Here is a 15,127-nt window from a genome sequence, read left to right as displayed (position 1 = left end):
ATCCCCGCCGGCGTGCCACGGGCGAGAGCTGGGCGGACCTTGATGAGAAAGGCGGAGGCAATGCCTCAGAACCCCACCCCTGCCCGGCGCCGCCGGGCCCTGGCCGCGGCCGTCGCCGGCGCGAGCCTCGTGGCCGCTCCCGCGCTCGCGGTGTCGGCCACCGCCGTCGAACTGCCCGACGGCAGCACCGTCTCCAGCCCGCAGGGCGAGGTGCAGGTCCAGCAGCAGTTCGAGGACGCCCGCTACTTCGTGGTCCTGAAGGACCAGCCGTCGGTGACCGCCCCCGAGGCCGGCGCCGTTCCGGGCGCCGCCCCGAAGGCGAAGTTCGACCCCTCGCACCCGCGCGTGAAGAACTACGAGGCCAAGCTCCAGCGCCAGCAGGCGAAGGTCGCGAAGGCCCACGGCGCCAAGGCCGAGATCTCCTTCCAGCGCGCCGTGAACGCGTTCGTCGCCGAGCTGACCGCCGAGGAGGCCCAGGCGATCGCGAAGGACCCGGCCGTGCTCGGCGTCGCACCGGACGAGCAGGTGGCCCCGGACTACAGCTCCACCGAATTCCTCGGCCTGCCCGGCAAGAAGGGCACCTGGAAGTCCGTGTACGGCAAGGCCGAGAACGCGGGCAAGGGCGTGGTGGTCGGCGTCATCGACTCCGGCATCCACCCGGACAACCCGTTCATCGACGGTCAGCCCGTCCAGCCGCTCAAGGGCAAGGCCAAGGTCGGCGTGCCGTACCGCACCGCGGACGGCCAGATCGCCGTGCTCAAGGCGGACGGCACCACCGCCACGGCCGAGTGCGAGACCGGCCCGGACTTCCCGGCGTCGTCGTGCGACTCCAAGCTGATCGGCGCCTACGCCTTCTCCGACGACTTCGAGCGCTTCGTCCCGGTGGACGAGCGGGCCCCGGAGGAGCGCATCTCCCCGCTGGGCGTGTTCTCCCACGGCACCCACGTGGCCACCACCATCCTCGGCAACACCGGGGTGGAGCAGACCATCGACGGCGACTCCTTCGGCGAGGGCGCGGGCGTGGCCCCGGCCGCTCACCTGATCTCCTACAAGATCTGCTGGGAGGACACCGACCCGAACACCGGCGGCTGCTACACCTCCGCCTCCGTGGCCGCCATCGAGCAGGCCATCGAGAACAACGTGGACGTGCTGAACTACTCGATCTCCGGCTCCAACACCTCGATCGTGGACCCGGTGGCCATGGCCTTCAAGTCCGCCGCCGAGGCCGGCATCTTCGTGGCCGCCTCCGGCGGCAACTCCGGCCCCGGCCCGAACACCGTGAACCACGGCTCCCCGTGGCTGACCACCGTGGCCGCGGAGACGTTCTCCAACGAGCTCACCGCCACCGTGCAGTTCTCCGACGGCACGCAGCTCCGCGGCGCCTCCTCGGCCCGCACCGGCGTGGGCCCGGCCGAGGTCATCCACGCGTCCGAGGCCGCCGCCGGCGACGCCGAGGCCGCGCGTCTCTGCCTGCCCGGCGGGCTCACCGAGGAGGCCGCCGGCAAGATCGTGCTCTGCGAGCGCGGCGGGAACGCCCGCACCGAGAAGTCGCAGGTGGTGGAGGAGGCCGGCGGCGTCGGCATGATCCTCGTGAACACCCCGTCCGGCTCGCTGGACGCGGACATCCACGCGGTGCCGACCGTGCACATGAACGACAACGGCGTGATCGAGAAGGTGAAGTCCTCCGACCTCACCGCCACGATCGTCCCGGGCGACACCACCGGCCTGCCGGAGGACCCGCTGCCCCAGATCGCCGGCTTCTCCTCCCGCGGCCCGGCCAACGCCGTGAACCAGGAGCTCCTGAAGCCCGACCTCGCCGCCCCCGGCGTGAACGTGATCGCCGGTGTCTCCCCGCTGGACCCCGACTACCACGGCAACACGTTCGGCCTCATGTCCGGCACGTCCATGGCCTCGCCGAACCTGGCCGGCATGGCCACGCTGCTGATCGGCAAGTACCCGGCCTGGTCCCCGATGGCCGTGAAGTCCGCCCTCATGACCACCGCCGGCGACGTGTACAACGCCGACGGCACCGTGAACACGGACAACTTCGCCACGGGCGCCGGCTCCGCCGATCCGGCCGCCGCCGCCCGCCCGGGCCTGGTCTACGACTCCGGCAAGGAGCAGTGGGACGCGCTGCTGCGCGGCGACATCGCCGGTCGTGACGTGAACGTCCCGTCCCTGGCGATCCCCGACGTCGTCGGCTCGGCCACCGTGACCCGCACCGTGACCGCCCTGGAGAACGGCCGCTGGCGGTTCTCCGCGAACGTGCCCGGCTTCGAGGTGACCGCCTCCCCGGCCGTGCTGGACCTGAAGGCCGGCCAGTCCGCCGACGTCGAGCTGACCGTCACCCGCACCGACGCCGCGGTGAACACCTGGACCCACGGCTCCATGTCTTGGACCACCGCCAAGGGCAAGGCCGTCCCGGCGGTGACCTCCCCGGTCACCGTCAAGGCGAAGTCCGCGGCCGTCACCTCCGCCGTCGAGGGCTCGGGCGCCACCGGCTCCGCCAATGTGGAGATCACCCCCGGCGTGACCGGTGAGCTGACCCCGCAGGTCCTGGGCCTGGGCAGGGTGGACTCCACCGTGGCCGCCGCCACCGCGAGCAACTCGCTCGTGTCCAGCGCACTGGCCGTGTCCACGGTGACCGTGGAGGAGGGCACCCAGTCCCTGGTGGCCTCGATCAGCGCGGGCGCCGCCGGCGCCGACTGGGACCTGTACGTGATCACCCCCGAGGGCAAGCAGCTCTCCCGGGCGACCGCGGACGAGTCCGAGACGCTGACGATCGCCAACCCCACCCCGGGTGCCTACACCGTGGTGGGCCACCTGTACGCGGCCAACGGCGGCAAGGACACCGGCACCCTCGAGACGCTCAAGCTGCGCGAGGACGCGGGCAACCTCACCGTCTCCCCGAACCCGGTCCCCGTGACCTCGGGCAAGGCCACCGAGGCGACCCTCTCCTGGTCCGGCCTGACCTCGGGCACCTGGAAGGGCCTCGTCACCTGGGACGCGGGCATCACGACCGACGTGACCGTCCAGGTCCCGTGACCGCCCACCCCCTCCGTCCTCGCTGACGGAACGGGAGGAACCGCCCACCACGACGCCGGCCCCGCACCTTCACGCTGAAGGTGCGGGGCCGGCGTCGTGGTGAGTAGGGCAGCGGCGGGTGCGGCGTCAGCGGCCGGTGCCGCCGTAGACCGTGGCCTCCTCCTCGGCGTCGAGGCCGAAGGCGGCGTGCACGGCGCGGACGGCGTCGTCGAGCTTGCTCTCGGCGGTGACCACGGAGATGCGGATCTCCGAGGTGGAGATGAGGTCCACGTTCACGCCGGCGTCGGCGAGGGCCTTGAAGAAGGTGGCGGAGACGCCCGGGTTGGAGCGCATGCCCGCGCCGATCAGCGAGAGCTTGCCGATCTCCGGGTCCGAGACGATGTCCTGGAAGCCGATCCGGTCCTGGGCGGCGCGCAGGGCGGCCATGGCGTCCTTGCCCTCCACGATCGGCAGGGTGAAGGAGATGTCCGTGCGACCCGAGCCCTCGCGGGAGATGTTCTGCACGATCATGTCGATGTTCACGTTGGACACGGCGATCACGCGGAAGATCTCGGCGGCCTTGCCGGGCACGTCGGGGACGCCGACGATCGTGACCTTGCCCTCGGAGCGGTCGTGGGCGACGCCGGAGACGATGGGCTGTTCCATGGGAGCGCCTTCCTGAAGGGTGATGGTGTCGTTCGGGTCGGGCATGATCCAGGTGCCCTCATGGTCGGAGAAGGAGGAGCGCACGTGCAGCGGCACGCCGAAGCGGCGCGCGTACTCCACGGAGCGCAGGTGCAGCACCTTGGATCCGGAGGCCGCCATCTCGAGGGTCTCCTCGGAGGAGAGCTCGGTGAGCTTGCGGGCGGTCGGTACGACGCGCGGGTCCGCCGAGTAGACGCCGTCCACGTCCGTGTAGATCTCGCACACGTCCGCGCCGAGCGCGGCGGCGAGGGCGACGGCCGTGGTGTCCGAGCCGCCGCGGCCCATGGTGGTGATGTCCTTGGACTCGGGGCTCATGCCCTGGAACCCGGCCACGATGGCCACGCGGCCGGCGTCGAGGGCCTCCTGCACGCGGTGGGGGTTGACCTTGACGATCCGGGCCCGGCCGTACGAGGTGTCCGTCAGCATGCCGGCCTGGGAGCCGGTGTAGGAGCGGGCCTCGACGCCCTCGGCGTGGATGGCCATCGCCAGCAGGGACATGGAGATGCGCTCGCCGGCCGAGAGCAGGATGTCCATCTCGCGTGCGGGCGCGTCCTGCGTGAGCTCGGCGGCGAGGTCGAGCAGCTCGTCCGTGGTGTCGCCCATGGCCGAGACCACGACGCACACGCGGTTCCCGGCCCGGACCGTGTCCGCGACGCGGCGGGCCACGCGCTGGATGCCGGCGGCATCGGCCACGGAGGAGCCGCCGAACTTCTGGACGATGAGACTCATGGGTCGCTCCGGACGGGATCGAGGGTCGGTTCGGGCCAAGTCTAGGGGCGCGCACCCGCGCGGGTCCGCCAGGTGAACCCCTGTTCCGGATGCTGGACCCGGCGCCCGCGGCCGGTCAGGACGACGGCGCCCGCGGCCCCGCCTGCGGCCCCGGTCGGGCTCGGATCGGCGCCGGGATCATCCCCCGGGTGGATCCGCGTCCGAGCACGGCCCGGCAAGGATGGGGCCATGACCGCTCCAGCACCCCCGCCCGCCTCACCCGTCCTGGGGGCGGCCGCCCACGACGGGATCGTGGCCCACGGCCTCGCCCGCTCGTTCGGCGCCGTCCATGCGGTGCGGGACGTCTCCCTCACCGTGCCCGCCGGCTCCGTGACGGCCCTCGTCGGCCCGAACGGCTCGGGCAAGACCACGCTCCTGCTCATCTTGGCCACCCTGCTGCGCCCGGACGCCGGCGCCGTGTCCGTGGCCGGGGTGGACGCGGTGCGCGAGCCCGTCGAGGCCCGGCGGCGGCTCGGCTGGATGCCCGACACCCTGGGCGTGTGGGAGGAGCTGACCTGCCACGACATCCTCGCCAGCCTGGGCCGGCTCTACGGCATGGGGAAGGCGGAGGCGTCGGCGCGCGCGGACGAGCAGCTCGCGTGGGTCGAGCTCACGGAGTTCGCCCACCGGCCCGCCCGCGTGCTCTCCCGCGGCCAGCAGCAGCGCCTGTCCCTGGCTCGGGCCACCGTGCATCGGCCCTCCGTCCTGCTCCTGGACGAACCCGCCAACGGCCTCGACCCGGCCGCCCGCATCCGGCTGCGGGACGACCTGCGCGCCATGGCCGCAGCCGGCACCGCCGTGCTCGTCTCCTCCCACGTGCTCGCCGAGCTCGAGGAGATGTCCGATCGCGCCGTGTTCCTCCGTGAGGGCGCCACGGTGGCCACCCAGGAGTTCCGCGCCGCCGACGGCCTCGCCCGCCCCTACCGGATCGCCGGGCCCGACCCGACGGCCCGGGACACCCTCGTCCGCGCCCTCGAGACCCGCGGCCTGACCGTCACCGCGGCCACCGGCGCCGGCGCGGGCCAGCGCCGGGACGGCGTCGTGGTGCAGTTGCGGGGCGAGGCCGCCGCGGCCGCGCTGCTCGCGGACCTCGTGCGCGAGGGTGTGCTCGTCAGCCACTTCGCCCCGGAGGGCTCCCGCCTCGAGAACGCCTACCTGGGCCTCCATCTGGAGGGCCCCCGCACCGAAGGAGACCGGCCGTGAGCACCGCTGTCGCGACCTCGATCCACGACCGCCGCCCGCCGCAGCCGCAGCCGGGGGGACGCCTCGGCGCGGCCCAGGCCGTGGCCACCGTGGTGGGCATGGAACTGCGTCAGCGGCTGCGCTCGCGCGGCTGGTACGTGCTGTTGGGCGTCTTCTTCGTGGTGGTGGGGGCGGTGACCCTCGGCGCCCTCGGGCTGCGGAGCCTGGGCATGACGGAGATGGAGGCGTCCGGCCTGGAGCCGGAGCTGGCGGAGCAGCAGATGCGCGCCCTGGGGCGGACGCTCTTCGACGGCGTCCTGCTCTTCGTCCTCACCCTCTCGCTGCTGGTCTCGCCCGCCCTGGCGGCCAACGCGATCTCGGGCGACCGTGCCGGCGGCACCCTGGCCATCACCCAGGTCACCCTGCTGCGGACCGGGCACCTGATGGCGGGCAAGTGGCTGGCCGCGTGGATCGCCTCCGCCGCGTTCCTCGCGGCCGCGCTGCCGTGGCTCGCGGTCGCGGCCGTGGTGGGACGCGTGTCCCCGTGGGCCGTGCTGGTGGGGCTCGTGATGATCCTCGTGGAGTTCGGCATGATCGCGGGGATCGGCGTGGCCGTCTCGGCCATCGCCGGGCGCACGCTGTTCGCCGTCGTGGTGACGTACCTGATCGTGGCGGCGCTGACGATCGGCACCCTGGTGGCCTTCGGGCTGTCCCTGCAGTTCCTGCAGACCGAGGTGCGGGCCAACGACGCCGAGTACGGCTCCATGACGGCGGAGCCGTTCACCGAGGCGGAGCTCGAGAAGATGACCCCGGAGGAGGCGGAGCGGGCCTGGGCCGAGTGGGAGGCGGCGCACCCGGAGCTGTACGACGGGATCGCCGACCGGTGCGTCGGCCCGGTGACCACCCGGACGATCCCCGACCCGCGGCGCAGCGGATGGCTGCTCGCGGCGAACCCCTACGCCGTCCTCGCGGATGCGTCCCCCTGGGAGGGCGGGCTCGTCGAGGACGGGACCTGGGCGGAGCCCGGGCCGCTCAACCTGCTGTCCGTGGGCCTGCGCTGGACCCAGCGTGACCCCGTCCGGGACGTCGAGTGCCTCGACGGCGAGCTGCGCGGTCTCGACCAGAGCGGCGTGCCGGACCGGCAGGGCACCTGGCCGGTGTGGCCGCTCGGCCTGGCGATGCAGGGTGTGCTGGTGGCCGGGCTGGGCTGGTGGGGCCACCGTCGCCTGGACACCCCGGCCGGGCGGCTGCCCGCCGGCACGCGCGTGGCCTGAGCCGGGCCGGCGTCGGGCGGGGCCTGCTCGACGCCGGCCCGTGTCAGCCGCTGATCAGGCGGCGGCCCTCGAAGGCGCGGCCGAGGGTGACCTCGTCCGCGTACTCGAGATCCCCGCCGACGGGCAGACCGGAGGCCAGACGCGTGACGCGGATGCCCGTGGCGCCGAGGAGCCGGCCGAGGTAGGTGGCCGTGGCCTCGCCCTCGAGGTTGGGATCCGTGGCGAGGATGACCTCCTGCACGGCCTCGTCCTGCAGCCGGGTGAGCAGCTCGCGGACGTGCAGCTGCTCGGGGCCGATGCCGGCGATCGGGTTGATGGCCCCGCCGAGCACGTGGTAGCGGCCCTGGAAGGCGCGGGTGCGCTCCATGGCCATGACGTCCTGCGACTCCTCGACGACGCAGATCTGGGAGCGGTCCCGGCGTTCATCCCGGCAGAGCGAGCACACCTCGTCCTCGGAGACGTTGAAGCAGACCGAGCACAGCCGCACCCTGTCCTTGACCGTGCGGATGGCGTCCGCGAGCCGCAGCATGTCCTCCCGGTCCGCCTCCAGCATGTGGAAGGCGATGCGCTGGGCGGACTTCGGCCCGATGCCCGGCAGGCGGCCGAGCTCGTCGATCAGGTCCTGCACCGCGCCCTGGTACATCCGTCTCCCTCGTCCGATGGTGCGTCTCGTGGGGCGTGCGCCCCGACGCGGCGCCGTGGTCCGGCGCCGCGTCCATCATGCCCGCGGCCCCGGACGGCGTACGGGCGCGTTCGCCTCAGGCGTCGTTGGGGCGTTCCTCGAGCAGGCGGCCGCCGAGCACCCGTTCGACGACGGCCCGGCCCACGAGGCCCGAGTCCTCGAGCGGGACGTCGTCGTCGCTGGCGACCTCGTCCTCCCACCCCACCCCGGACGTCGCCGGGGCGGCGGGGCCGGTGTCGGCGGGCCGGGTCGGGCCGCGGCCCTGGGCGGCCTCGCGGGCGGCGCGGATGGCCGCGGCCCGCGCGTCCAACGACGGCAGCGCCGAGGCTCCCCCGGCGGGCTCGACGTCGGCGGGGCGCGCCCCGAGCGAGGCCGCGCTCGGCCGGCCCCCGGCGGGGGAGCCCGGCGAGGCGTCCGGGTCGGGGCCACCGGGAGCGCCGGGGCCGCCGCCCGTCCCGCCGCCGCCGCCCGAGCCCGCGTTCACCGGAGGCTCGAGGGGCCCACCGGCCCGCAGCCGCTCCATGAGCCGCGGGTACATGCTCGCCGGATGGCCCGAACCCGGGAAGTCCGAACCGGTCGGGCCGGCAGCCGCGCGCGGCGCGGCGTCCGCGTCGTCGGCGGGCACGCCCGGGTCAGGGGTCGCGTCGGCCGTGGGCGAGCCCGTGGGGCGCCGCTCCTCGTCCGAGGACGGGCCGGCGCCCGAGGCGGCCGGGTGGAGATCGCGTCGCTCCGTGGCCGCTGCGTCGTCGTCCGGGGCGGGCGACGGCGTGGCAGGCCGGGCGGAGTCACCGTCCGCGGCCGCGCCCGCGCCGTCGTCGAAGCCGGCGGGACGGGTCGCGCCGAAGCGCTTCGCGAACTCCGCGCGCAGCTCCGCCTCCGGACGGGCGAACACGGGGATCGAGTGCTCCTCCTCGCGGACCAGCGGCCCCGGGTCGTAGGCCCGACGGACCTCCTCGGCGCTCGGCTCGCTCTCGCCGGGGGTCGGGGCGTCAGGCCGGGCCGGGGGGCCCTGGCCGGCCTCCGGCGCGGCGCCGCCGGGGGCCGGCGCGGGCTGCGGCGGCGCCCCCCAGTCCTCGACCGACGGCACGGGGCCGTCCCAGCCGGCGGCGCCGACCGGCCGCTCCTCGGCGTCGCGGGCCGGCGGGGTCCAGCCCTCGGGGCCGTCCGAGTCGTCCTGCTCCGCGTCCGGGTCGAACGCGGGCAGCGAGTCCCACGGGTCCTCCTCGGGCGGGGGAGCGTCGTCCCAGGCGGGCGGCTCCTCGTCCGGGCCGCCCCAGCCGTCCGCCGGCGGGGCGGGGGCGGGCGTCGTCGACGACGTCGGCGCCGGCCCCCAGGAGGTGGCGGGAGCCGCGGGCGTCCAGGCGGGGGACGGCTCCGGCGTCTGACGCTGCTGCGTGGCCCGGGGCGGAGCGGCCGGCGGCGCCGGATCGTCCTCCGCGGTGGAGGGTGCGGCGGAGCGCGGCGGGGTGGGGCGGGAGGACTCCGGCTCGCGTGGGGCCTGCCCCGGTGCCGGAGCGGGCCGGTTCGGCTGCGCCGTCGGTCGGTCGGGCCGGCCCTGCTGCGGGGCCGGACGCTCAGGCCGGTCCGTCCGCGCCGGGCCGGCCGGGCGAGCGCCGGACTGTGCGCGGGCGTCCCCGGTCGGCGCGTCCCCACCGAGGATCAGATCGAGCCGCGGGCGGATGCCGAGCACCTGGTGGACGGCCTCGCCGAGCACGCGGTCACCGCCCCGGCCGAGCAGCGACTGGCGGGGCCCGTCCTGCTGGAAGCCGATCGTCAGCAACGAGCCGTCGTAGCCCGCGACGCTCGCGTTGTCCTTCACCAGCATCCACACCAGGCGTGAGGCGTCCTCGAGGGCCGTGAGGATGTCCGGCCAGGCCCGGCGGATCATCTCCACCTGGCTCGCCGCCGGGGCGGGCGTGGGGCTCGACGGCGCGGCCGTCTCCTCCGGCCCGTGGGCGGGGGCCGGCGCGGCACCGGTGCGCTCCTGGGCCTGGGACCGGCCCTCGGGCTCGGGCCGGCCCTCAGGCTCGGCGCGGCTCCCGGCCTCCGGGCGGCGCGTGTCCCCGGAACGGGCCCCGACCTCAGCCGGTTCGGGCCGCCCGGGCTGCGGCGCCTGCTGCGGACGCTCGGACCCCGTGGCCCCGGCGGCGGCGTCCCCCTCCGGCGCCTCTGCCGCGGACTGCGGGGCAGGCGGCGTCCAGCGCTCCGGCGGGGCGGTGGACGCGGTCGGCGCGGGCTCCTCCGGCCGCCGCATGGCGGCCCGGGCGAGCGCGGCACCGGTCAGAGTGCCGGAGCCCTCCGCGTTCTCGGCCGATCCGCCGCCGTCCGCGGCGGGCGTGCCGGACCGGGCCGGCGTCGTCGTGCCCTCCGGGGCGCCCTCCTCGACGGGCGCGGCGCCACCGAGCTCCAGGCGCCGTTCGAGGGCCTCGAGGCGGGCGGCCAGGCCGCGGTGCGTCTCGTCCGAGGCAGGCAGCAGCAGGCGCGCCATGAGCAGCTCGAGGTGCAGGCGGGGACTGGTGGCCCCCACCATGTCCGTCAGCGCGAGGTTGGTGACGTCCGCGAGGCGGGAGAGCTCCGCGCGGGAGAGCTGCGCGGCCTGCGCCGACAGACGCCGCACCTGGTCCTCCGGCATGCCGTGCAGGATCGCCCCGGCCTCCTCCGGCAGGGCACGGGCGATCACGAGGTCGCGGAAGCGGTCCAGCAGGTCCTCGACGAAGCGGCGCGGGTCCTGGCCGGACTGCACCACGCGGTCCACCACGCGGAATACGGTGGGGGTGTCGTCCGCGGCGACGGCGTCGATCACGTCGTCCAGCAGGGCTTCCGGGGTGAAGCCGAGCAGGCTCACCGCGAGCTCGTAGGAGACCTGGCCCTCCTGGGCACCCGCGATCAGCTGGTCCAGCACGGAGAGCGTGTCACGCACCGAGCCCGTGCCGGCGCGCACCACGAGCGGCAGCACGCCCTTCTCCACGGACACGCCCTCCTCCGCGCACAGCTGCTCGAGGTAGGCGATGAGCGGCTCCGGCGGCACGAGCCGGAACGGGTAGTGGTGGGTGCGGGAGCGGATGGTCCCGATGACCTTCTCCGGCTCCGTGGTGGCGAAGATGAACTTCAGGTGCTCCGGCGGCTCCTCCACGATCTTGAGCAGCGCGTTGAAGCCCGCCGCGGTGACCATGTGCGCCTCGTCGATGATGAGGATCTTGTAGCGGTCCCGGACCGGGGCGAACGTGGCCCGCTCGCGCAGGCCGCGGGCGTCCTCCACACCGCCGTGCGAGGCCGCGTCGATCTCCAGCACGTCCAGCGAGCCCGGCCCGCCGGTGGCCAGGTCCCGGCACGAGTCGCACTCGCCGCACGGCGTGGGCGTGGGGCCTTGGGCGCAGTTCAGGCAGCGCGCGAGGATGCGGGCGGACGTGGTCTTGCCGCAGCCGCGCGGGCCGGAGAAGAGGTAGGCGTGGTTCACGCGGTCCTTCGCCAGTGCGGTGCGCAGCGGGACCGTGACATGGTCCTGCCCGATCACGTCCTCGAAACGGTCCGGGCGGTAGCGGCGGTACAGGGCGGTGCTCACCCTCGAAAGCCTATCCGGCGGGCGGACGGGCTAAGGGAGCCGGGGAATGCGCCCACCCACCGGCCCGTTCCCTGGCCCATGACCACCACGCACATGCACACCGACGCCGAGGACACGATCCACCCCACGCAGCCGGCCCCGGACGCGGGACCGCTGAGTCAGGCCGAGATCGACCGCCTCTTCGCGGACCGCCACACGACGCAGCTCTTCTCGGACGAGCCCGTCGACCTCGAACTGATCGAGCGGGCCTACGCGGACCTCCGCTGGGCGCCGACCGCCATGAACAACCAGCCGCTGCGGCTCGACGTCGTGGACAGCCCCGAGGCCCGCGCCCGCCTGGCTCCACTGATGATCGAGTTCAACCGGGAGAAGACGGAGCGCGCCCCGCTCACGCTGATCGCCTCCTACGACCTCGACTGGCACCGCCACATGGGCCACCTCGCCCCGTTCCGGGAGGGCTTCGAGGAGGATGCCGAGGGCAAGCCGGGCATGCGCGAGGGGATGGGCCGCACGAACGCGCTCATCCAGGTGGGCTACCTGCTCGTGGCCCTGCGCGCGCACGGGCTCGAGGTCGGCCCCATGGCCGGGTTCGACGCCGCCGCCGTGGACGCCGAGTTCCATGCGGACCGTGCCTGGAAGTCCCTCCTGGTGATCAACGTGGGCCACGCCGCCGCAGACGACGAGAAGGCGCAGCAGCCCCGCCAGGGCCGCCTCGACTTCGACCAGGCCGCCCAGGTCCTCTGACCGGGGCCGGGCCTGCGGCGGACCAGGGCGCCGGCCCGCTCAGAGCCCGGTGAACACCCACGGAACACGCGGCAGGGCGGCCGGGTCGAACGCGGGCACGGCGGCCGCCAGCGGTCCCGCGGGCAGGCCGAGGGACTCCAGCAGCCGGTCCCGCACCCGCTCGGGGGTCCACGCCGGGTCCTGCGCGGCGAGGTCCTTGAGGGTCACGGCGCCGTCCCGCTTGGCCAGCCGCCGCCCCTCCGTGTTCAGCACGAGCGGCACGTGCAGGTACTCCACCGCAGGCGTCGGCTCCCCGCGCGCGGCGCACAGCGCCTCGGCCAGCCAGCGCTGGCGCGGGGCCGAGTCGAGCAGGTCGTCGCCGCGGACCACCTGGTCCACGCCCTGCGCCAGGTCGTCCACGACGACGGCCAGGTTGTACGCGTACGCCCCGTCGTTCCGGCGCAGCACCAGGTCGTCGACCAGGCCCGTGACCTCGCCGTGCAGCACGTCCACGGCGGTGGCGCGCGGGATCTCGCCCGCCGGCAGACCCGCGACCTTCGCCGCATCGATCCGCAGGGCGGCGGGGCGCACCCGCCGTCGCTCGGCCCGCTCGGCCTCGGTCAGGCCGCGGCAGGTGCCCGGATAGAAGCCGGGCGGACGCAGCGGCACGGTGCCGCCGGAGGCGGGGGCACCGTCGTCGGGCCTCGGGTGCGGGGCCGACGTCGCCTCGGCGATGTCCTTGCGGGAGCAGAAGCACTCGTAGACCGCGTCCGTGCCGTGCGCGGCGCGCAGGGCGGCCACGGCGGCGTCGTACAGGGCGGTGCGCTCGGACTGGCGCACCGGCTCGGCGTCCCAGTCCAGCCCGACGGCGGCCAGGTCCGCCCGCTGGTCAGCCTCGGCCCCGGAGCGGACGCGGTCCAGGTCCTCGACCCGCAGCAGGAAGGCGCGGTCCGTGGCGCGCGCCGCGAGCCACGCGACGAGCGCGGTGCGCAGGTTGCCCAGGTGCAGGCTTCCCGTGGGGGAGGGGGCGTAGCGTCCGGCGGGCATGGGATCTCCTGGGGGAAAGTGAAGACCCCTCACGCACCTGCCAGAGCCCACCTACCCTTGCTACCTTCCGGTCCTGGGGGAGTTCAGCGAGATGACACCACGTGAGGGGCCGCCCACGACTCTACCAGGGCGGCGGTGGGCGGGGCGATTCGGGCCGCGGCGAGACCCGGACCGGGCCCTCGCCTCCCGCGGGGGATTGGCGCGGCCCAGGACGATCTGGTTATGATGGAGCCTGCCCTCGCGCGGTCCGCCGCATGAGGGCGCACCAAGGAGGATTCGCCTAGCGGCCTATGGCGCACGCCTGGAACGCGTGTTGGGTTAACAGCCCTCGGGGGTTCAAATCCCCCATCCTCCGCGGGCAAGCCCCGGGACCCCAGTGGTTCCGGGGCTTTTCGCATGTCCGGGGCCGCTGTCGTCGCGGGCCGCGCGCCCGGACTCCCGATCCGCCACGCTGGATGCGAGACGCGGGTCACATTTGCGCGTATCCTTCTCCCCAGTCGTCCGGGACCGCCGGCGGCCGCCGCTCGGAGCTCGCACCGCACCGGCCATCCCCACCCCGATCTGGAGACCCCATGTCCTTCGCAGATCTCATCACCGCCGTGAACGACGTCATCTGGTCCCCGGCCCTGATCTGGCTCTGCCTGATCGTCGGCCTCTACTTCACCATCCGGACCATGTTCCTGCAGTTCGTGAACATCCCGGACATGGTGAAGCAGCTCCGCGAGGGCCAGGACTCCGCGGACGGCACCTCGTCCCTCCAGTCCCTCATGATGTCGCTCGCCGGCCGCGTCGGCATGGGCAACATCGGCGGCGTCGCCACGGCCATCGCGTTCGGCGGCCCCGGCGCCGTGTTCTGGATGTGGGTCATGGCCCTGCTCGGCGCCGCCACATCCTTCATCGAGTCCACGCTCGGCCAGATCTACAAGGAGCGCGACCCGGACACCGGCGAGTACCGCGGCGGCCCGGCGTACTACCTGGAGAAGGCCTACAAGCACACGGCCGCCGCCCCCGCCTTCAAGGCGTACGCGATCCTGTTCGCCGTCGTCACCGTCTTCGCCACCAGCTACTTCCTGCCGGGCGTGCAGGCCAACGGCGTGGCCGCGGCCGTGGGCGAGGCGTGGGCCGTGCCCGCCTGGGTCGTGGCCCTGGCCATGGTCATCCTGCTGGCCTTCATCGTCCTGGGCGGCGTGAAGCGCATCGCGACGTTCGCCGTCTACGTGGTGCCCGTGATGGCCGTGCTGTACATCATCCTCGCGCTGATCGTGCTGTTCCTGAACTTCGACCAGATCCCCGAGGTCTTCGGCTCCATCTTCGCCAGCGCGTTCGGTGTGCACGCCGTGTTCGGCGCGATCCTCGGCCTCGCCATCCAGTGGGGCGTGAAGCGCGGCGTCTACTCCAACGAGGCCGGCCAGGGCACGGGTCCGCACGCCGCCGCGGCCGCCGAGGTCTCGCACCCGGCCAAGCAGGGCTTCGTGCAGGCGTTCGCCGTGTACATCGACACGCTCTTCGTCTGCTCGGCCACCGCGTTCATCATCATCTCCACGGGCGCCTACCGGGTGTACTCGGACGGGTCCGGCTCCGGCCTGCTGTTCGAGGGCATCGTCTCGCCGACGGCCTCCGAGGGCCCGGCCTTCGTCCAGACTGGCTTCGACGCCATGTTCACCGGCTTCGGCCCCACGTTCGTGGCCGTGGCGCTCGCGTTCTTCGCCTTCACCACGATCGTGGCGTACTACTACATGGCCGAGGTCAACCTCGTGTTCCTCACGCGCAACCTGCGCAACGGCATGGTCCGCCGCGTCGTGCTGCGCTTCCTGCAGGCCCTGATCCTCGTGTCCGTGGCCTACGGCGCCGTCGCCACCACGGGTGCGGCCTGGGGCCTCGGCGACATCGGCGTGGGCTCCATGGCCTGGCTGAACATCCTCGGCATCCTCGTGCTGCAGGGCCCGGCCCTCAAGGCCCTCAAGGACTACCGTGCACAGAAGCGCCAGGGTCTCGACCCGCAGTTCGACCCGCGCCCGCTCGGCATCCGCAACGCGGACTTCTGGGAGCACCGCGCCGACGGCCTGATCACCCAGGGCGTCGCCGGCACGGCCGAGCACCCGATCGTCACCGAGGGCGGCGCCCACCGCGCCTGACGGGCCGGCGGGGCTGGGCCCTCCC

Annotated in this window: 9 protein-coding genes, 1 tRNA gene and 1 other RNA gene; 6 read left to right on the top strand and 5 right to left on the bottom strand. The window is 74.3% G+C overall.

The features are described from left to right. The first annotated feature begins 60 nt into the window (after positions 1-60). The gene (locus HDA34_RS05780; protein ID WP_134376997.1) at positions 61-3,045 is read left to right on the top strand and encodes a S8 family serine peptidase; all 2,985 of its coding nucleotides are present in this window, start codon (positions 61-63) and stop codon (positions 3,043-3,045) included. Positions 3,046-3,171: 126 nt separating this feature from the next. Here the strand turns inward: HDA34_RS05780 and HDA34_RS05775 are convergent, their stop codons facing one another. Beyond that, positions 3,172-4,458 (bottom strand): aspartate kinase, encoded by a 1,287-nt coding sequence (locus HDA34_RS05775; protein ID WP_036384130.1) that lies wholly within the window; start codon positions 4,456-4,458, stop codon positions 3,172-3,174. A 228-nt stretch (positions 4,459-4,686) separates the two neighbouring features. Between HDA34_RS05775 and HDA34_RS05770 the strand changes: the two genes are divergently transcribed. Both HDA34_RS05770 and HDA34_RS05765 read left to right on the top strand, forming a co-directional pair. Next, complete coding sequence (locus HDA34_RS05770) at positions 4,687-5,700, top strand: ABC transporter ATP-binding protein (protein ID WP_049147236.1); 1,014 nt, start codon at positions 4,687-4,689, stop codon at positions 5,698-5,700. Beyond that, positions 5,697-6,953 carry an ABC transporter permease gene (locus HDA34_RS05765; RefSeq protein ID WP_101967238.1) on the top strand — a complete coding sequence of 419 codons (1,257 nt, stop codon included), beginning with the start codon at positions 5,697-5,699 and terminating at the stop codon, positions 6,951-6,953. Before HDA34_RS05770 ends, HDA34_RS05765 begins: the two co-directional genes overlap by 4 nt. Before the next feature lie 43 nt (positions 6,954-6,996). Here the strand turns inward: HDA34_RS05765 and recR are convergent, their stop codons facing one another. Further along, positions 6,997-7,596, bottom strand: coding sequence for a recombination mediator RecR (gene recR, locus HDA34_RS05760; RefSeq protein WP_002856659.1), 600 nt, complete (start codon positions 7,594-7,596; stop codon positions 6,997-6,999). 115 nt (positions 7,597-7,711) lie between these two features. Continuing rightward, positions 7,712-11,197 (bottom strand): DNA polymerase III subunit gamma and tau, encoded by a 3,486-nt coding sequence (locus tag HDA34_RS05755; RefSeq protein WP_134376996.1) that lies wholly within the window; start codon positions 11,195-11,197, stop codon positions 7,712-7,714. A gap of 78 nt (positions 11,198-11,275) precedes the next feature. Between HDA34_RS05755 and HDA34_RS05750 the strand changes: the two genes are divergently transcribed. Further along, positions 11,276-11,941 carry a malonic semialdehyde reductase gene (locus HDA34_RS05750; RefSeq protein WP_041102763.1) on the top strand — a complete coding sequence of 222 codons (666 nt, stop codon included), beginning with the start codon at positions 11,276-11,278 and terminating at the stop codon, positions 11,939-11,941. Between the two features lie 39 nt (positions 11,942-11,980). Here the strand turns inward: HDA34_RS05750 and gluQRS are convergent, their stop codons facing one another. Continuing rightward, on the bottom strand, positions 11,981-12,967 hold the full coding sequence (gluQRS, locus tag HDA34_RS05745) for a tRNA glutamyl-Q(34) synthetase GluQRS (protein ID WP_041102765.1): 987 nt from the start codon (positions 12,965-12,967) through the stop codon (positions 11,981-11,983). A gap of 17 nt (positions 12,968-12,984) precedes the next feature. Continuing rightward, positions 12,985-13,081, bottom strand: an RNA gene (gene ffs / locus HDA34_RS05740) — signal recognition particle sRNA small type. A gap of 155 nt (positions 13,082-13,236) precedes the next feature. On the opposite strand from ffs, the gene HDA34_RS05735 reads away from it, so the two are divergent. Both HDA34_RS05735 and HDA34_RS05730 read left to right on the top strand, forming a co-directional pair. After that, positions 13,237-13,322, top strand: a tRNA-Ser gene (locus HDA34_RS05735). 217 nt (positions 13,323-13,539) lie between these two features. After that, the gene (locus tag HDA34_RS05730; RefSeq protein WP_041102767.1) at positions 13,540-15,102 is read left to right on the top strand and encodes an alanine/glycine:cation symporter family protein; all 1,563 of its coding nucleotides are present in this window, start codon (positions 13,540-13,542) and stop codon (positions 15,100-15,102) included. Positions 15,103-15,127 lie beyond the last annotated feature (25 nt).

The organism is Micrococcus luteus (genome assembly GCF_014138885.1).
GTDB classification, from domain to species: domain Bacteria; phylum Actinomycetota; class Actinomycetes; order Actinomycetales; family Micrococcaceae; genus Micrococcus; species Micrococcus luteus.
This window is presented reverse-complemented; position numbering and strand designations above follow the sequence as displayed.

Bases quoted from the DNA above. Each gene is read 5' to 3' on its own strand.
- HDA34_RS05780 (WP_134376997.1), top strand. From the start codon at position 61: ATGCCTCAGAACCCCACCCCTGCCCGGCGCCGCCGGGCCCTGGCCGCG.
- HDA34_RS05775 (WP_036384130.1), bottom strand. From the start codon at position 4,458: ATGAGTCTCATCGTCCAGAAGTTCGGCGGCTCCTCCGTGGCCGATGCC.
- HDA34_RS05770 (WP_049147236.1), top strand. From the start codon at position 4,687: ATGACCGCTCCAGCACCCCCGCCCGCCTCACCCGTCCTGGGGGCGGCC.
- recR (WP_002856659.1), bottom strand. From the start codon at position 7,596: ATGTACCAGGGCGCGGTGCAGGACCTGATCGACGAGCTCGGCCGCCTG.
- HDA34_RS05750 (WP_041102763.1), top strand. From the start codon at position 11,276: ATGACCACCACGCACATGCACACCGACGCCGAGGACACGATCCACCCC.
- gluQRS (WP_041102765.1), bottom strand. From the start codon at position 12,967: ATGCCCGCCGGACGCTACGCCCCCTCCCCCACGGGAAGCCTGCACCTG.
- HDA34_RS05730 (WP_041102767.1), top strand. From the start codon at position 13,540: ATGTCCTTCGCAGATCTCATCACCGCCGTGAACGACGTCATCTGGTCC.